The following is a 16,939-nucleotide window of genomic DNA, read 5'->3' as shown; positions in this document are numbered from 1 at the left end:
TGTGCGGGCGGTGCGGACCGGGCGCGGGTCAGCGGCGCCGGTGCAATGTGAGGTCCGTGACGACCGCCCGGTGGTCGGTGTCGGCCAGGTCGAGGACGCGGGTGCGGCGGGCGCCGAGGTCCCGCGAGACGAGGACGTGGTCGATCTGCGCGCCGAACGTGGGTGCCGTCCGGGCCGGCCAGGTAACGGTGCGGTCGCCGCCGTTCGTGCGGGAGGCGTCGGTCAGGCCGGTGTCGAGGATGCGGCGGAAGGCCGCGTGGTCCTGCGAGGCGTTGAAGTCGCCCGCCAGGACGAGGGGCGTGCCCGGGTCGGCGGTCGCCGCCTCGCGCACCGCGCCCAGCTCCCGGCGCCAGAGGTCCACCTGCCCGGGCAGCGGCGGCATGGGGTGGGCGAGCTGGAGGCGTACGGCGTGCCCGTCGACGTCGGCGACCGCCCCGGGCATGCCCATCGTGGCGCGCACGCCCTCGGTGGGCCGGAGCGGGTAGCGGCTGAGGATGACGGAGCCCTCGGATCCGCCGCCCTCCACGGCCCGGCGGTGCGGGTAGTCCCGGGCGAGGTCCCGCTTCAGCAGCGCGTCGCACGCGTAGTCGCACTCCTCCACGAAGACAACGTCCGGTTCCTCCCGGCGTACGGCGGTGACGAGAGAGCCGGTGCCCTGGCCGAACTCGACGTTGGCGGTGAGGACACGCAGGTCGGCGACGGGGCGGCCGACGGGGTCGCCGACCTTGCCGTAGGGCTCGATGAACCAGGCCAGCAGGCCGAGCAGGAGCACGCCCCAGACCGTCCCGGTCCACCAGCGGCCGAGCAGGGCGAGCAGCAGGCCCGCGCCGGTGGGGACGAGCAGCCAGGGAAGGAAGGCGAGCAGCTGGGGGACGGGGGTCATGCCGTCGCTGTCGGCGATCCTGAAGCCGACGACCACGCTGACCGCGGCGAACAGCAGGCCGGCGCACCCGGCGCCGAACCGCCGTCCCGACGGGTGGTGCTCTCGCCCGTCGTCCCTGGCGGTCCACTCGGCAGCGGAGGTGTCCAAGGCCCGGCCTTCCGTTCTCGGGATGGGGTGCTCGCATCCTCCCTCAGAGACGGGGCGGGGCGTGGGAGGGTTGCCGGGCGTCGACCCGCGCCAGGAACTCCTCCAGTGCCCGGTCGAACTCCTCCGGGCGTTCCAGGTTGGGCAGATGTGCCGCCCCTTCGATGACGCGCAGCTGCGCGTCCGGGAGGGCCGCGTGCATCGCCCGGGCGTCGGAGACCGGTGTGAAGGTGTCGTCGGCTCCCACGACGACCAGGGCCGGGGCGGAGACCCGCGGCAGCAGGGCGGTGTAGTCGGGGCGGCGGGCCCGGGCGCGCAGGGCCGCGGCGGCGCCTTCGGGGGCGGTGGCGGTCATCATGCCGTGGACGTGCGCCTTGACCTCGGCGGACGCGTACGGGGCGACCATCCGCTCCAGGACCTCGTCGGCGTATCCGCCCATGCCTTCGGCGAGGAGGCGGTCCGCCATGGCGTCGCGGGTGCGCACGCCCTCGGGGGTCTCCGCCGACGGGAAGGTGTCCGCGAGGACCAGGCCCCGCACGCGCCCGGGGAACAGCCGGTAGCAGTCCATGACGATCTGCCCGCCCATCGACAGGCCCGCCAGCACGAACGACTCCACCGCCAGCTCGTCCAGCAGCGCCTCGACGTCCCGGGCGAAGGCCGAGAAGTCCGCGACGGCCGGGGTCGTCGGGGAGGCGCCGTAGCCGCGCAGGTCGGGGGCGACGACCCGGCGGGTACCCGGGAAGCGGTCGAGCTGCGGTGCCCACATCGTGCGGTCGAAGGGATGGCCGTGGACGAGGACCAGCGGGACCCGATGCGTCTGGGGGCCTTTGTCCTCGTATGCGAGGAAGGGTGCCATGGCGTCGACCCTAGGGCCGCCCAACTACTCAGTGCAATAAGATCTTTGCTCTCGGTGCAATCCAAGGGGGAGACCGGCCGATGAGTGACTACCGGCGCATCGCCGACCGCATCGCCGACGACATCGCCACCGGACGGCTGCGGCCGGGCCAGCGGCTGCCGCCGCAGCGTGCCTTCGCCCGGCGGCGGGGCATCGCCCCGTCGACGGCCGGGCGGGTCTACGGAGAACTCGTGCGGCGCGGACTGGTCGTCGGGGAGGTGGGGCGCGGGACCTTCGTACGGGCCGCACCGGCCGGGCCGGCCGGGCAGGCGCTCGTCGAACCCGGGCTGCCCGGAGCCGCGCCCGTCAACCTCGAACTCAACTACCCCGCCGCGCCCGGCCAGCCGGAGCTGCTCGCCCCCGTCCTCGCGCCGCTGCTGCGTCCCGACGTGCTGGCCGAGGCGCTGTTACCGGCAGCCGCCACCGGCACCCGGGCCGCGCGGGAGGCGGCGGCCGCACTGCTCACCACCCCCGGCTGGCGGCCCGCCCCGGAGCGGCTGCTGTTCACCGGCAACGCCCGGCAGGCCATCGCCGCCGTCCTGGCCTCACTGGTCCGGCCGGGCGGCCGGGTCGGGGTGGAGCAGCTGACGTACCCGCTGGTCAAGGAGATCGCGGTACGGCTCGGCATCACCCTGGTGCCCCTGGCCGGGGACCCGGCCGGGCTGCTCCCGGAGGCCGTCGCCGCCGCGCACCGCACCTCGCCGCTGTCCGCCCTCTACGTACAGCCGACCCTGCACAACCCGACGTCCCTGACGACGAGCCGGCCGCGGCTGCTGCAACTCGCCCAGCTGGTCCACGACCTTGACCTGCCGGTCGTGGAGGACCGCATCTGGTCCTTCCTCCAGGAGCCCGGTGATCCGCTCGCCGTGCACGCCCCGGCCCTCACCCACGTCGTCGACGGGCTCTCCAAACGGGTCGCCCCGGGACTCACCGCCGGGTTCCTCGTCGTGCCGCCGCACCGGGTCGCCGCCGTGGCCGACTCCGTGCGCTCGGGCGGCTGGAGCGCGGGGCGGTTCGCGCTGGAGGCGGCCGTGCGGTGGGCCGCGGAGGGGACGGTCGCACGGCTGGTGGCGGCCAAGCGGGCGGACGCGGCACGGCGGCAGCGGATCCTCGCCGAGGAACTCGCCGGGTTCACCGTACGGTCCGGCCCGGCGTCCTCCTTCGCCTGGTGGGAGCTGCCCGCCCCCTGGCGCGCGGACACCTTCACGGCCGCCGCCGCGGCGCACGGCATCGCCGTCACACCCGGCCCCGCGTTCGCCGTCGCCCCCGGACACACGCCCGACGCCGTCAGGCTCGGGCTCGCGTCGGCTCCGGAACCGGATCTGCGCCGGGCACTGCGGACCCTCGCGCACGTCGCCGCGCGGCGAGCCGGGGACCGTACCGGCCCGTGACCCAGGCGCCGGCCGCCACCGCCAGGCCCAGCGCGCACAGCAGCCAGGAAACCGTGCGCAGGGTGACCGTCAGGGCGTCGTAGACGGCGCCCGCGGCGGGGCGGTGCAGGGTGTCGGGCAGGTCGGCGAGGGTCAGGCGGCGGCCGAGCGCGACGGCGAGGACCAGCAACGCGCCGCCCAGGGCCGTGCCCAGGCCGAGGGCGGTGAGCGCGCGGCGCCGGCACGCGGCGACGGTGATCCCGGCGACCGCCAGGACGGCGGCGGCGAGCGGCAGCCAGAAGGCGGCGGTGTCGAGCACGTGGTACCCCTTGCGCAGTCGGTCGGTGTCGTCGGCCGGGAGCACCGGGATCCGCGTGTGCGGGACCGGGATGCGGTGGGCGAACGGCACGTGGTCGTCGGCGAGCTGCCGCTTGACCCGGGCGATGACGGGGGCGGGGTCGACGGTGACCGGGGTGCCGCGGGCGCCGTCGTCGCGCAGGGCCCGCAGCACGGCCCTGTGGACGGCCCGGTTCGCCGCGTCCCAGGCCGTGCGGTAGGTCTGGGTGCGGGTGAAGGAGCGCGCCGCGTCGCGCACGAAGGGCTCGACCGCCGTGGGCAGCGCTCCGTTGTCCGTCCGGCGCCCGGTCTCACGCAGGACGCCGTCGCCGACGGCGTCCGCGACCGCGCTCCGCACGTCAGGATCGTCGGCGAGGGGCGCCATCGTCCGCACGTAGCGGCCGGTGTCGGTCAGCCCGTGGGCCGCCCAGGAGGCGAGCGCCCCGACGGGCACGAGCAGGCACGCGAGGACCAGCGAAACGGCCGACAGGACGTTCCGCGCTCGTGGGGGCGCCTTCCCGGCTACGGGCGCCCGGGCGTGCTCGGACACCCTTCCAGGCAACGGCCCCCGGACCCGGCCCGCGAACGCTGCACCACCGTCCGGCCGCCCGGCCGCCGGGCCGCAGCGCGCTCCACCTGCGAGAAGCGCTGACCGGGGCCCGCCGCCGGGCTCCGCCGAACGGGTGTCCCTCAGCCGATGCGCCGGCCCTGGGCGTCCTCGTGCGTGTAATAGCGATAGAACACCATCGCGAGGACGCTCGCTCCCACCACCAGCCCCAGGCCGGCGGAGCTGTACACCGACGCGCCGCTCTGGCTGTACAGGAAACCGGCCGCGCAGCCCGAGAAGACGAACCAGCACAGCGCGTGCAGTTCGCGGGGCAGCTGTGGGGCCAGCGCGCACACCGCGGCGAACACCGCGGCGAACACCAGCGCCGTGACGAAGCCGAACAGCAGGTTCCAGCCGGTGATGGGCCCGGCGTCGCGCCGGATGGCGGCGGCCCAGTAACCGTAGGTGAGCCCGAGCACCAGGGGCAGGCCGATCTTCACGGCGAGGTGGACCCGCGGGCCGAACACGTCGGGCCTGCGACCGGGCATGCTTGTCGTGGGTGAGGCGGGTGCCGCATGAGCCATGACAGCTCTCCTCTCTGTCCCTGCCCCTGGATCCAGGGCACACCTGGGGACAGCCCCTGGCAAGTCGGCGAGCGCCCGGAACGGGATGCGGCCGGTGCGGCCCCGTGTTTCGCTGGGGCCGTGAGCCGCCACCGCGAGGGGCACGGCCCGCCCGTGAGGCACCGCCCGCACGTCCGGCCCGGCCCGCTCGCCCGGTACGCCCGGGCCGGGCGCCCCGACGCCGTGCGGCGGCAGGAGCTGCTGCGGGTACGGGGGCGCAGCGTGGCCTGGGTGCCGCCGCTGCTGCTGCTCCTCGCCATCGCGGTGGCCGACTACCACACCATCGGCGAGTTCCGCATGATCTCCTGGATCGTGCTGGTGCCGGCCCTCGCCGCCTCGCTCTGCGGGGTGTGGGGCACGGCCCTGTTCGCGGTCCTCTCCCTGGCGACGTACGTCGTCGCCGACAGCGCCTGGCCGCACGAGTACCGGGCCGGACGCGCCGACTTCGTCCTCGTCGCCCTCGGCGGCATCCTCGCCACCCTGGCCTGCGCGGTCCGGGTGCACGACGAGAACCGTGCGCTGCACCTGAGCGACGTCACCGAGACCGTCCGCCGCACCGTGCTGCGCCCGCTGCCGCCCGGCTGGGGCGGCCTCGACCACGCCGGCGTCTACCTCACCGCCGACGCCCACGCCCGCGTCGGCGGCGACTTCTACGACATCCAGCCCGGCCCGCACGGCACCCGTGTCCTGGTCGGGGACGTGCAGGGCAAGGGCCTGGGCGCGGTCGAGGCGGCGGCCGCGCTGCTCGGTACGTTCCGTGAGGCCGCGTACCACGAGGCGGACCTGGCGACGGTCGCCGAGCGGCTGGAGACACGGATGATCCGGCACCGCGGGCAGACCGTCGCCCTGGGCCGCTCGGACGGCGACCGGTTCGCCACCGCCGTGCTCCTGACCTTCCCCGACGACGAGGAGGAGGCGGTGGACGTGATGCTGTTCGGGCACGAGCCGCCGCTCGCCGTCGGGCCGGGCGGGGTGCGCACCCTGGCGGCCGGGCCCGGACTGCCGCTCGGCTTCGGCGAGTTCGCAGCCGGGCCCCCACGCCCGCGGCGCTGGCGGGTGGCCGCCGACGAGACACTGCTGCTGGTGACGGACGGGGTGACCGAGACCCGGGACGGCAGCGGGGCGTTCTATCCGCTCGCCGACGAGGTGGCCCGGGCCGTCGCCGAGGACCCCGGCACCGCCGAACCGGCCCGCCTGGCCGCCTTCGTACGGGACGGCACCCTGCGGCACGGCGGCGGCCGCCTCGCCGACGACACCACCGTGTTCGCCGTCCGCAGGAGAACGGGGCGCGATGCCCCCGAAGGCGGACGTTTGCGGTCCTGAGGCCCACCTTTGCAGCCGCAGCGGTTACGGTGCTGACGTACGTGATCGACACAGGGGGTGGGGCCATGCCCGGAACCGTGCTGCTGCTGGCGGCCTCGCCGGTGGGCAGGGGGCGCCTCGTGGACGCCGCCTCCGTGCTCCCCGTCCTCGCCGCCGTACCGCCCGCCGTGCTGTCCGGCACCGACACCGCCAACGTCGTCGAACTCGCCGACCCGCTGGAACCGCAGGCCGTCCTGACCCGGCTGCGCGCCGCCGCCGCGGCCCCCGGACCCCTCACCGTGTACGTCACCGGCCAGCTCCAGCTCGACCGCCGACAGCGCCTGCCCCACCTCGCGCTGGCCCGCACCACCCCCGCCACCGTCCGCTACACCGCCTTCCCCTGGCACTGGTTCCGTGAGGAGCTGCGCCTCAGACCCGCCGGCGCCACCACCCTCCTGCTCGACCTGCACGCCGACCCCGAGACCTGGCAACTGCTGCGCGGCACCCCGCTGGACTCGGGCCGCGGCAACGCCGTGCACGGCCGCATCGCGCCCCCGCCGTCCCGACGCGGCATCGCGCAGCCGACGTACATGAAGGCCCTCGCGACGATCCTGCGCAGCGGATTCCGGCCGCCGGCCGAGCAGTTGCACCAGCAGGCCCTCACCCGGATCGCGCCGGACAGCGCGGGCACCGACCTGGTGCTGAGCACGCCCGGTCCCACGGGCGGGGATCCGCACGCCGCCATCACCGCCGCCGTCCAGTCCGGCCGGCACACCGACGCCGACGCGCTCGCCGCCCGGCACGAGCAGTCCGCCGTCGCCGCGCACGGACCCGCGTCCGAAGAGGCCCTGCACTGGGCCGAGGTACGGGCCGACCTGGCGATGTTCGCCGGGGACGCGGCCCGCAGCTGCCGCACCTGGCTGACCATCGCCGGCGCCCGCCTGAACGCCGGGCAGGCGCCGGACGCCCCTGCTGTCGAGGCGGCAGTGGACCGGGCGCACCACCAGTGGGGGCAGGTCCGCGACCCCGCCCCCGCCCGCGAACTGGGCGCCGCCCTCGCCGCGTTGCGCGAGCGGGTGCCCGGACGCCGCGAGGGGGCGCTGGACCATGTGCAGCGCCAGATGCGGCAGTTGCAGACCCAGGGCTGAGACCCCTGTCGCGGTTTGGGGTACCTTCCCGGAGCACGGTTCCCGCCCCAGCTGTCACCCAGCGTGCAAGCTCACGGAAAGCGAGCCAGAACCGCAAGAAGTGAACGAAGCCACGTGAGCAGCTCGCCGAGCCCCGCCGGAACCGGAACACGAAATCTCAGGCGGGGCGTCGTTCACCGGATTTACTGGAAACGAGCTGCCCGGCGACGCCTCGCCGGCGCGAAGGCATCGATCGTTCCCGCGCCCCTGCCCGGTGCGCTGTTCCAGCCCTGGATGCGGTCGGCAAGCTTCTTGAGCCGAGGATTTCCGGGCTCGACGGCGATCTGGAAGTGGGACTGTTTCACCGGCTGCAGATGCCCGCCCCAGGCAATGACGCCTTCGCAGTCCGCGAGGATGTCCGCGACGATGATCTGCTCGGCTTCGCTCATGCCGGTGTTCTTGACATCGGCTCCGAGCGGGTAGTGCATGGGCCGGATCGCGATGGCCGTGCCCGACAGGTGATTCGACTCGAATGCCGAGCTGATCTCACGCTCCGTCGTGTGCCCTTGGAGGTCACCGGGCAGAAGCATGTCGACTTCATAGGCGAACCGGCGGGCCACGTGGAGAAGAACTGTTGCGACGTCCCCCTCCGCCAGGGAAACGTCGACGTCGGTGCCTTCGACCCGGAACTTTCCGGCGTGATCGAGGACGGGCCAGCCGTTTGCCGATTCGCGCTCGGTCCAGGCACGCTCGCCGGCGGTAGGGGCGGCCTGTGCCGGGCCGGCGGCCGCGACGGCTATCGCTGCCCCGGCCCCGAGGCCGAGAACCCGTCTACGCGTCAAGCTCGTTGTCATGGGGGGCCCTTCTGCGCTGAGAGCGGTTGATGAGTATCAGGGTGAAACAGACGGTGGCGCAGGCCAGCCCCGCGAAAAGCAGAGGCGTGACCCAGAACGACACATCGTTGGTGCTGTATCCGCTGCTCCAGTGGCAGGTGACGGACGGGGGGAAATGGTGGACGGTCGCTGACGTCAGGCCGTAGTCCCGCCCCGAGTCCACGTAGTCGCCACTGGCGGTCTTCGTCGCACAGAGGTCGAGTGGGTTCGTGTAGGCGAGACCGTAGAAGGTTCCGGCACCGTAGGCGGCGAGAGCCGCCGCGCTCCCGACCGCGGCCAGACGGGCCGCCCGCGAGGGCTTCTTCCTGGTCACCCACAGCGCGTACGGAAACACTCCGATGACGAAGAGGAGGAGCGTGATCGCGGGCGGGCCGAAGAGCGCGAAGAGGGTCATGCGTCCCGACGCTACTTCGCTCCGAGGAGACGCCGCTGGTTTGCCTGGTACTGCGCTCGCCGGAGCGTTTCCGTGGAGGCGTGCTGGGCGAGGTTGTTGCCGAACGCGTTGCACCACGCGTTGAGCTGGTCGGAAGGAAGGAGGTGCGGCATCAGGGTGGGTATGCCGCCGAACTTCTGGATCAGGCTCGCGCGGCCGCCCACCAGGATGACCCCGTCCCCGCTGGCGGGCTCGTCCGTGAGGATCTTCTTCGCCTGAGCGGCTGCCTCGCTGATGGTGCCGCCGAACCGTTGCTTCAGGTAGTCCCTGAACCGGGTGAGACCGCCGCTGCCCTGGTAGTGATCACGGACCGCCTCGACGATGTTCTTACCGCCACGCACGGCCTGGGCGATCAGGTATCCGTCGGCGTCCTCGACGAGGTCGGTGAAGCCGAAGCTGGACGCGACGCCGATCTTGCCCATCTTGTCGTTGATGTAGGTGGCGCCTGAGGCGTAGGTGTCGTGGTCCCGCCGCCATTCGCCGTACAGGGTCATCAGGTCACCGCCCCAGCCGGCGACGTCACCGAGACTGATGTCCCCCGCCGGGTTGGGTTTGACGAACTGGCCGTTCGCCGTGGCCATCAAGTGCTCGATTCCGAGGTGCTGACCGGTGAACGGATCCTTGAACTCCGGCCAGATACTCAGGTTGCGGCTGTTCACATAGGAGACGAAGCCGCCGTCCACTTTCCCGATCAGAGCCCGCCACTGGTTGTCGTCGTACGCGTCGCTGCGCAGGTATTCCATGACGAGCTGGTTCGGGTTGCCCTTGCCGTATGCCTTGGCCAAGTCATAGAGGGACTTGATGTAGTTGACGAACTCATCCGCGGGTGACGACGGTCTGTTGACGCTGCTCTGGCCGGGGTCGCTGCCGATGCGGTGAGCGTCCCGGTCGAGCCAGAAGGTGTCTGTTCCGTTGGTGACCTGGTATTCCTTGATCTGATTGAAGGACCAGTTCGCCGGCAGGGGATAGCCGAGGTTGCCTGAGAATCCCCAGGACATGCCGGACACGAACGAGTAGCGGGCGTAGGTCTCTTTGGTGACCTCGGCGCATACGTGTCGAGAGCCGTACACACCGTGCACGTACCGCTTGCCCTTGCTCCCGAGTCCGGCCGCGACGCCTCGGAAGTACTCGAGGATGGCCGGCATATCGGCGTCGGTGGCGTCGTAGTCGACGGCGAAGTAGATGATCGTCCCTCGGTTGAAACCGAAGTGCACGGCCTGGTCGTGGGCCTTCTTCGCGTGGGTGTAACCGTTCCCCCAGTAGTACTCGGACAGGGACCTGCCGTTGTCCTGGAAGATCGGGAATATCCGAAGTCCACCACTGAAGATGTTGGCGATTTCACCTTCTTCGAGCATCTTCGAACCGCCGCCGGAAGACGCTTCGTTGAGGTACCTGCCGACATAGCGGTACCCATCGCTGTACATTCTCTTGGCGCGTGACGCCGTGATCGTGTAGGCGGTGTCGGAGGCGGTGACCGGTCGGTCCGGGTCTCCCATCGATACGAGGAGTTGAGCCCATGTCGCATAGTCGCCACGGCCGTTGGCGGATATCTCGGAGAACCGCTGGAAGGTGGTGACGAAGCTGGTCAGATTGCTGTCGAACGATGTCTTGAACACCGTCTTCGTCTGAACGGTATCGCCGTTTGCGTTCACGGTGACGATCGGCTGGTTGAAGACACACGCGGCGGAGAACAGCTGGACGAAGATTCCGGACGAGCCTTCCGACACGCCGGCCTTGGCCTTGATGCCGGCTTGCGTTCCGGCCCCGAAGTTGCCGGTGGCGTCCGCTTCGGCGATGCCGATTTCCAGCTGGAGTGCCTTCATCAGGTTCTGCTGGACATTGCGGGAGTAGTGGCCGTCGGCCGGGCCGATGTCGACCGTCTTCTTCTTCCAGTAGCGGCCGTTCAGCCACTGCTGAATGGAGCGGACCTCTTCCGACCCACCGGCAGTGAGTACGTAGGCATCCATGTTGAGCAGCGCCTTGAACACCTTCGCCTGGAGGCTGCCGCTCTGCGAGAGGCCCATGTTGCTCTGCATCTTCTTGACGGCAAGCTCGATGTCCGGGTCGTAGAAGCCGGTGTCGGAGTACCCGCCGGTGTAACCCTTGCAGAACAATCCGTATCGGATGATCTTCACGACGTTTTTGTTCTTTGCCCAGCCGCTTCCGAGTTCGCCGAGCGCTGCGAGTTTGGAAACGGTGCCGTCGCCGAAGTTCGCCACGACGGGACTGATGCCCAGTTCCTTCTGCAGCCCCATGATGAAGGAGTACATCGTGGGCCAGCCGACCTTGCCGTCTTCTGGGCACTTCTGGTAACCGGGCACGCTGGCATAGGTCGAGTTGACCCACTTCTGCGCTTCGAGGACTTTCTCGTCGGCCATGCCGGATCTCCTGGACTGCTTGACGGGTTGGAGCGCGGATGCAGACGACGCCGGCCCATGGCACGAGACGTCCTGCCCGCGGCGTCCTGGGCTGTCGTTGTCATGATCGAAGGGCGTCGACGGGTGCGTTGCGGCCACTGGCCGGCCCGGCTACTGGCCGGGCGGCAAGTCGCGAGGTGGGCGCCGATGCGAAGGCCGACGGGGCGAGCTCAGGCGTTCCTGCGTTGTGCCTGCTGTTACGTCAAACCCCTTGGCCCCGTGACTCGAAGGGTGAACCAGCAGGGGGTGCGCTTACCGCCACTGTCGGTGATCTTCCGGGGCCGTGGCCGTGCGTGCCCGGCCCCGCCCGCAGTTGGGGGTGCCGCGCGAAAGACGCACGCTGGTACGCGGGCGCCCGGAATGGTCAGTCGCAGGGGGCTACGTACTTGGCTCGGTCGATGATCGCGACGCCGCTCGACCACATGATGGCGGTCACTCGGGAACAATTGTTCCAGCCGGCGTCGCGGTTGCCCTCGCCTTTGACCGGCCCTGCGTACTGTGAGTAGGTGCCCTCGTCCACCTTGCAGGCCACGCCGGCTTTGTTCGGGCACAGCTTCAGCTTCATGTGTTTCGCCGTGCCGAGGTTGTTGTCGAACACCGCGCAAGCTCCCGACACGCTGGTCGTGGATCGCGTGTAGGTGAACAGGGTGCCGAATCGGCGCGCGTCCGGGAGTTGCTCGGCGGCCTCGAGTTCGTACTCGGATCCGCACAGTGTCGCGGTGGCGCTGACAGCGGCAGGGTTCTCCGCCGCGATCGCACGCGTCCGGGCGTCACGGGCTCCGCTCTCGGAGAACTCGACACTGGTCCCGGGGACGCGCATGCTGCTGCCCGAAGGGCCGTGGTCATCGGCCATGGCCTGCGGGGTGACGGCGAGAACGGAGACGAGTGCGGCCGCCGGAGCAGTGAAACGTATCAGCGTGCGCATAAGTCAGGTGCTCCTGTTCGAGGGAGAGCTGATTCAGGACCATATGCGTCATCTCGCAGACGCTCCGCCGGGGATGGGGCGCAGGTGCAACCGGCGAGGGACCACCACAGGTCACATCGGTGTGCACGAAAGGCAGCGACAAGGCATGAGCGATGTTTCCCCCTGGTGAAGCTCCCGCTGGTCGGGCGGTCGCCTGGTGGGGCAGTTCGGTCGTGCTGCCCCGTGCAAGTAGCGCAATAGGCATCGAACGTAGCCGAAGTGCCGACATGTAGATCGTTCAGTTCGAGGAATGGCCTGAACGTTTCATCGGGGTGGAAGCCGCTCAGCTGACATGTCTCCTGTGCAGCCGGGCAGTTGAGACCTGTGTGACGCATGTGAAGCACGAGGGAGACAACTGTGGTGGGGCGATCGCTCGGTTGGCTGATTCCCGCCCCGAGCGACCGGCATCCGGCCCGTGGGATACGCCCCTACAGTCGGGCACTCGCTTCGAGCAGTCCGCCCCGTGTTCGCCACCGGCAAAGAGGCCGGCTGGCTCCACGAGGGACCCGGGCACCCACCGTGCACGGGCCCCTCAGCCGCGTGTGCCGTGTGCGCGTGGCGTGAGGGGGGCGTGCAATCGCCCGCGCAGGTCACGTCACGGGACTGCCGCCGGAGCCTGACCCGGTGTCATGATGTCGGACATGACAGAGGGGGACGAAGTGGCTGTCTTAGGCGTGCGCGTACGGCTGGGCGCCGGCGCGACCATGGACGATGTCAGAGCTCTGAAGACGTGGCTGGAGCGCGACGAACCGCTGGAGGACCTGGTCTCCCGGCGGCACCTGCGCATCGACGCGAAGCCCGGCACGGACGGACCCCCGGGACGGCTCGGGCCCGACCTCGACCTGGTGCTGGAGATCCTGGGTGACGTCGTGACCGTCGCGGCGCTCACCGAGTACACCGCCCGCGCGGTGAAGACCTGGACGAACAACCGCCGCCGGCTGCAGGGCGGCGACCCCGAGCCGCAGATCCGCCCGCTGGATTCCGACGGGGAGTAGGCGGTGAGCCGCTTCGACCCGCGCGGCAAGGCGAACCGGGCGCTGCTGGCCGGTGTGTCCGAGTACGACCACGTCGCACCGGATCCCCAGGGAGTGAACGGTCAGCTCCCGGCCGTGCGGCACAACCGGACGTCCCTGGAGGACGCGCTGCACCGGGGCGGCGTGTTCGGCGCGGGTGAGGTGAGGGCCCTCGCCTCACCGACCCCGGACGACTTCACGGGGGCGCTGCGCCGCGCCTGCCGCGAGGCCAGGGGGCTGCTGCTGCTCTACTTCGCCGGGCACGCCGTCACCTCCACCTCCGGCAGCGAACTGCACCTGCAGATGCGCACCGCGCGGGTGCTCCTGGGCCACGGGCTGCCCGGCTCGGTGCGTTTCAGCGAGGTGCTGGGCGAGCTCGCCGAGAGCCACGCCGAGCGGGTGGTGGTGATCCTCGACTGCTGCTACGCGGGCAACGCCGCCGGAATCTGGCACCACCTCGACGATCCGAAGCGCAGGAAACACAAGATCCAGCTGCTGATGAGCGTCCAGCCCAACCGCTGCATCCTGGGCGGGGACGCCGACGCGGCGACACCGTTCACCCGCGAACTCACCCGCGTCCTCGACGAGGGCGGCGACGTGTGGCTGTCCCGGCTGTACGCGGCGGTGAAGGAGCGGATGGCCGCGGCGAAGTACAAGGCGGAGGACGACGATCCGCAGCGGCCGCAGGCCCTGGCTCCCCCTTGGGACCCGGAGGCCGACGTGCTGCTGGCCGCGGGCCCCGCGGTGCTCCCGCCTCCTCCCCCGGGCGTCTCCTGGCCGCGCCGGCTGTGGGAGCTGCTCACCCGCGCCCGGAAGGCCGTCACCGGGTCCGGCCGTACGACGCTGGCAGCGCTGCTAGCCCTGCTCGCCACCGGCGCCGGCGGCTACGGCATCCTGGCCCTGACCGGCGACCCCGGTCCCTGCGCACCGCCCCTGGAACTGCGCGTCCTCACCGACCCCGACCTGGAACCGCCGGTGCGGGCGGCGGCGGACGCCTACGTCACCTCGGACGCCAACACCACGGGCGACGGCTGCCGGCGCAGCGGCGTCACCGTCAACAGCGCGGGTGCCGCGGCCGTCGTGACCGCGCTCGGCAAGCGGACCGACTCCTGGCAGCAGCCGCGCGAGGACGACAACCCGCAGCGGGACATCGGCCCGCAGCCTGACGTATGGATCCCCGCCACCCGCGCCGACCTCGACCGGGTCAACATGGCGGCGGCGCGGGAGGACCGCCTCTTCGCCCGGCTGGAGGCGGAGGCCGAGCCGATCGCCTACTCGCCGGTCGTGCTGGCCGTACCGAAGGCACTCGGCGCGGGCCTCGAACCCACCGGGCGGTCGCTGTCCCAGCTGCGCACCGACCTCGAACGGGTCGACGGCAAGGCCGAACTGCACCGCCCCGCGCCGGAACTGACCGACGCGGCGCTCCTGGCCACCATGGGCCTGTACGGCGAGGACGCCGACGCGCGCGCCGCCGAGCGGCGCCTCGCCCGGGCCGGACGGCCCGAGCCCTCGGCCGCGCGGCTGCTGTGCGCGCTGCCCGCCGAGGACGCCGTGGACCGCCACGCCGCGGCGCTGGTACCGGAGTTCCTGCTGAAGAGCGGCATCGGCTGCCACTCGGTCACTCGCGTCCCGCGCGTCGCCGCCTACCCCGACGACGTGCCCGGTCTGGAGCCGGCGTTCGTGAGGGTGCGCTGGGAGGACGGCGACCGGGACGCAGACGCGCGGGACGACGCCGTGGACCGTTTCCGCGCCTGGCTGACGGGCGACGGCGGCCGTGCGGTGCTCGGCGAGCACGGTTTCCGGTCGGCGACCGGTGAGCGCGGCCTTCTCGCCGCCCAGGAGCCACCCGCGGGTCTCGCCGGGTCGGTCCGTCCGGCCAAGGCCGCCGACCCCTCGGAGATGGACCTGACCCTGGAGCGCTTCGGCAGCGCGCACGGCCCCGGCCGGGTCCTGTTCCTCCTCGACAGCTCCGGCTCGATGGCCGGGCGCTGGGACGGTTCCAGCGGCGGCCCGGGCATCCTGAAGCAGACCCTGCCCGGGCTCGGCGGGGAGGACGAGTACGGGGTGTGGGCGGTGCACGGCACGGGCGGCCGCACCCACACCGAGCTGCTGGGCTTCGGCACGCACGAGCGCCCCGACGCCGAACGCGCCCTGGGCCGAGCCGGGGTGCGGGACGCCGAGGCCGATCCGCACGGGGCGCTGCTGGACGCGCTGGCGTTCATGCGGGAGCGCGGCACCGATGACGAGCAGCCACAGCTGATCGTGTACCTCACCGACGGCGAGGACGACGGCCGCCTGACCGGCAAGGCCCTGGACGAGGTCCTCGACCGGGCCGGCGGCGACGCGGGGGTCCCGGTCGTCATGGTGTCCCTGCGCAACTCGGGCTGCGACCGGGGCCGTCCCGCCACCCGCATCGCCGCGGCCGGCCGGGGCCGCTGCCTGGACGTCGGGGACGACCTGGTGCCCGCCCTGTACGACGAGGTCGCCCGCACCGGATCGGGGGTGGAGTGATGGTCCGCCGCCTGACGGCCGCCGTCGTTTCGCTGGTGTCCCTTCTCGCCCTGCTCGCGCTCGCCTCCTGCACTCCGGGGGACGCGCGGGAGCAGCAGCCGCCGGGCGCCGAGCCGCCGCGGATCGTGGTGGCCAGCGGCCAGGACGTCACCGGCAAGAACGGCATCCGCCAGCAGCTCATCGACGCCTGGAACGCCAAGGAGGGCGAACGCGGCTACCGGGCCCGCCTGGTGGAGCTGCCCGGCTCCGCGGACCAGCAGCGCAGCCAGCTGCTCGGGGCGCTCCAGTCGGGCGGCGCCGAGTACGACGTGGTGAACCTGGACGTGACCTGGATCCCGGAGTTCGCCGCCGCCGGGCTGATCCGCCCGCTGACCGGCAGCGCGGTGAAGTCGCCCCGCGACATCATCCCGTCCGTCGACCGCACGGCGTTCTGGGACGGCGAGCGGTACGCGGTGCCCTTCAACAGCGACGTGGGCCTGCTGTACTACCGCAAGGACCATCTGCGCAGCATCGGCACCTCCCGCACCGACCTGAGCGGCGGCGTGACCTGGGACGACCTCCGGGACCTCATCGACACCGTCAACGACCGGCCGAAGCCCGCGGGGTACAAGGACGGCTGGACCACGCAGCTCGCCGCCTACGAGGGCCGCACGGTCAACGCGATCGAGGCGTTCGCCTCGGCCGTCCCGGACTTCGCGCTGACCGACGAGGACGGCCGGTACGCCGCCGACGAGGAGCAGTTGACGGCCGGCGTGACCGAACTGCGGGAGCGCACGGCGTCGGCGTACCTGCTCGGGGAGGCCTCGGCCTCGCGCGAGGCCGAGTCGCTCAGCGCCTTCGCGGAGGGCCGCACGACGTTCCTGCGGCACTGGCCGTACGTCTACCCGGCCCTGTACGAAACGTTCAAGGGGAACCTCGGGGTGACCCGGCTGCCCGGCAAGGCCGTGCTCGGCGGCCAGAACCTGGCCGTCACCTCCTCCACCTCCGAGCAGCGCGCCGCGAAGGCCGCCGAGCTGATCGCGTTCCTGACCGACCCGGACAGTGAACGCTGCCTGCTGCGCGCCGGGTTCGCCGCGACGCGCACCTCCGCGTACCAGGCTCCCGGCACCACCCCGGAGTGCCGGCACGCCTCGGCGTACTCCCGGAACGCCTCGGCGTCGCCCACCGGCGAGAGCGCCGAACTCAAGGCACCCGACCTGCTCGCGGGCGGCGTCAGCTACTCCCGTGACGTCCTGCTGCCGGCCCTCAGCGAGGCCGTCCAACGCCCCCGTACACCCCTGTACGGAGCCGTCACGCAGACCCTCATCACCCAACTCGACGCCCTGTGCGGCCCCCGCCCGCCGGGCGCCCCCCGACCACGGGACGCGCAGGTGGCGAGGCGCCTTGACGAGGCGTTGAAAAAGGTGTTGCCCGGTTGATGAGGCCTGCCGCGCCGCTGCCGATGCCCAGGACCGCGCAGACACCGGTACCGGCGTATCCCT

14 protein-coding genes are annotated in these 16,939 nt (G+C 72.0%); 6 read left to right on the top strand and 8 right to left on the bottom strand.

Translation table 11 applies throughout. The annotated features are described in order from the left end of the window. Positions 1-28: 28 nt before the first annotated feature. Both ACFZDI_RS22640 and ACFZDI_RS22635 read right to left on the bottom strand, forming a co-directional pair. On the bottom strand, positions 29-1,030 hold the full coding sequence (locus ACFZDI_RS22640) for an endonuclease/exonuclease/phosphatase family protein (protein WP_391252764.1): 1,002 nt from the start codon (positions 1,028-1,030) through the stop codon (positions 29-31). A 43-nt stretch (positions 1,031-1,073) separates the two neighbouring features. Continuing rightward, the gene (locus ACFZDI_RS22635; protein WP_391252762.1) at positions 1,074-1,883 is read right to left on the bottom strand and encodes an alpha/beta fold hydrolase; all 810 of its coding nucleotides are present in this window, start codon (positions 1,881-1,883) and stop codon (positions 1,074-1,076) included. An 80-nt stretch (positions 1,884-1,963) separates the two neighbouring features. On the opposite strand from ACFZDI_RS22635, the gene ACFZDI_RS22630 reads away from it, so the two are divergent. Next, complete coding sequence (locus ACFZDI_RS22630; RefSeq protein ID WP_391252760.1) at positions 1,964-3,313, top strand: aminotransferase class I/II-fold pyridoxal phosphate-dependent enzyme; 1,350 nt, start codon at positions 1,964-1,966, stop codon at positions 3,311-3,313. Here ACFZDI_RS22630 and ACFZDI_RS22625 read toward each other — a convergent pair. After that, positions 3,210-4,178, bottom strand: a complete 969-nt coding sequence (locus tag ACFZDI_RS22625; RefSeq protein ID WP_234847582.1) for a hypothetical protein — start codon at positions 4,176-4,178, stop codon at positions 3,210-3,212. The genes ACFZDI_RS22630 and ACFZDI_RS22625 overlap by 104 nt on opposite strands. Before the next feature lie 140 nt (positions 4,179-4,318). Continuing rightward, positions 4,319-4,759: a hypothetical protein gene (locus ACFZDI_RS22620; RefSeq protein ID WP_234847583.1), complete on the bottom strand. Its 441-nt coding sequence runs from the start codon at positions 4,757-4,759 to the stop codon at positions 4,319-4,321. A gap of 222 nt (positions 4,760-4,981) precedes the next feature. Between ACFZDI_RS22620 and ACFZDI_RS22615 the strand changes: the two genes are divergently transcribed. Together ACFZDI_RS22615 and ACFZDI_RS22610 are read left to right on the top strand one after the other, a co-directional pair. Next, a complete protein-coding gene (locus ACFZDI_RS22615) occupies positions 4,982-6,121 on the top strand; it encodes a SpoIIE family protein phosphatase (RefSeq protein ID WP_391253228.1) in 1,140 nt (379 codons plus the stop codon). A 65-nt stretch (positions 6,122-6,186) separates the two neighbouring features. Beyond that, positions 6,187-7,248, top strand: coding sequence for a hypothetical protein (locus ACFZDI_RS22610; protein WP_234847584.1), 1,062 nt, complete (start codon positions 6,187-6,189; stop codon positions 7,246-7,248). Between the two features lie 182 nt (positions 7,249-7,430). Here the strand turns inward: ACFZDI_RS22610 and ACFZDI_RS22605 are convergent, their stop codons facing one another. The 4 genes from ACFZDI_RS22605 to ACFZDI_RS22590 all read right to left on the bottom strand — a co-directional run bounded on the left by ACFZDI_RS22605 (position 7,431) and on the right by ACFZDI_RS22590 (position 11,895). Next, on the bottom strand, positions 7,431-8,081 hold the full coding sequence (locus ACFZDI_RS22605; protein ID WP_391252757.1) for a hypothetical protein: 651 nt from the start codon (positions 8,079-8,081) through the stop codon (positions 7,431-7,433). Beyond that, the gene (locus ACFZDI_RS22600; protein WP_391252755.1) at positions 8,059-8,514 is read right to left on the bottom strand and encodes a hypothetical protein; all 456 of its coding nucleotides are present in this window, start codon (positions 8,512-8,514) and stop codon (positions 8,059-8,061) included. Before ACFZDI_RS22600 ends, ACFZDI_RS22605 begins: the two co-directional genes overlap by 23 nt. An 11-nt stretch (positions 8,515-8,525) precedes the next feature. Next, the gene (locus ACFZDI_RS22595) at positions 8,526-10,931 is read right to left on the bottom strand and encodes a glycoside hydrolase domain-containing protein (protein ID WP_391252753.1); all 2,406 of its coding nucleotides are present in this window, start codon (positions 10,929-10,931) and stop codon (positions 8,526-8,528) included. A gap of 403 nt (positions 10,932-11,334) precedes the next feature. Further along, positions 11,335-11,895 (bottom strand): hypothetical protein, encoded by a 561-nt coding sequence (locus tag ACFZDI_RS22590; protein ID WP_391252751.1) that lies wholly within the window; start codon positions 11,893-11,895, stop codon positions 11,335-11,337. 698 nt (positions 11,896-12,593) lie between these two features. Here ACFZDI_RS22590 and ACFZDI_RS22585 point away from each other — a divergent pair. Genes ACFZDI_RS22585 through ACFZDI_RS22575 form a run of 3 tightly spaced genes read left to right on the top strand, consistent with a single transcriptional unit; the run spans position 12,594 to position 16,876 of the window. Continuing rightward, a complete protein-coding gene (locus ACFZDI_RS22585; RefSeq protein ID WP_234847589.1) occupies positions 12,594-12,929 on the top strand; it encodes a hypothetical protein in 336 nt (111 codons plus the stop codon). A 3-nt stretch (positions 12,930-12,932) separates the two neighbouring features. Continuing rightward, positions 12,933-15,458, top strand: a complete 2,526-nt coding sequence (locus tag ACFZDI_RS22580; RefSeq protein WP_391252748.1) for a substrate-binding domain-containing protein — start codon at positions 12,933-12,935, stop codon at positions 15,456-15,458. Then, the gene (locus tag ACFZDI_RS22575) at positions 15,458-16,876 is read left to right on the top strand and encodes an extracellular solute-binding protein (RefSeq protein WP_391252747.1); all 1,419 of its coding nucleotides are present in this window, start codon (positions 15,458-15,460) and stop codon (positions 16,874-16,876) included. Before ACFZDI_RS22580 ends, ACFZDI_RS22575 begins: the two co-directional genes overlap by 1 nt. Positions 16,877-16,939: the final 63 nt, after the last annotated feature.

The sequence above is a fragment of the Streptomyces sp. NPDC007907 genome (assembly GCF_042959365.1).
In the GTDB taxonomy this organism is placed as follows: Bacteria; Actinomycetota; Actinomycetes; order Streptomycetales; family Streptomycetaceae; genus Streptomyces; species Streptomyces indiaensis.
The sequence above is the reverse complement of the archived record's forward strand: the minus strand, read 5'-3'. Positions and strand labels throughout refer to the sequence as shown.

Coding starts and splice junctions, on each gene's coding strand:
- ACFZDI_RS22635 (WP_391252762.1), bottom strand. CDS start 1,883: ATGGCACCCTTCCTCGCATACGAGGACAAAGGCCCCCAGACGCATCGG.
- ACFZDI_RS22630 (WP_391252760.1), top strand. CDS start 1,964: ATGAGTGACTACCGGCGCATCGCCGACCGCATCGCCGACGACATCGCC.
- ACFZDI_RS22620 (WP_234847583.1), bottom strand. CDS start 4,759: ATGGCTCATGCGGCACCCGCCTCACCCACGACAAGCATGCCCGGTCGC.
- ACFZDI_RS22610 (WP_234847584.1), top strand. CDS start 6,187: ATGCCCGGAACCGTGCTGCTGCTGGCGGCCTCGCCGGTGGGCAGGGGG.
- ACFZDI_RS22605 (WP_391252757.1), bottom strand. CDS start 8,081: ATGACAACGAGCTTGACGCGTAGACGGGTTCTCGGCCTCGGGGCCGGG.
- ACFZDI_RS22600 (WP_391252755.1), bottom strand. CDS start 8,514: ATGACCCTCTTCGCGCTCTTCGGCCCGCCCGCGATCACGCTCCTCCTC.
- ACFZDI_RS22595 (WP_391252753.1), bottom strand. CDS start 10,931: ATGGCCGACGAGAAAGTCCTCGAAGCGCAGAAGTGGGTCAACTCGACC.
- ACFZDI_RS22590 (WP_391252751.1), bottom strand. CDS start 11,895: ATGCGCACGCTGATACGTTTCACTGCTCCGGCGGCCGCACTCGTCTCC.
- ACFZDI_RS22575 (WP_391252747.1), top strand. CDS start 15,458: ATGGTCCGCCGCCTGACGGCCGCCGTCGTTTCGCTGGTGTCCCTTCTC.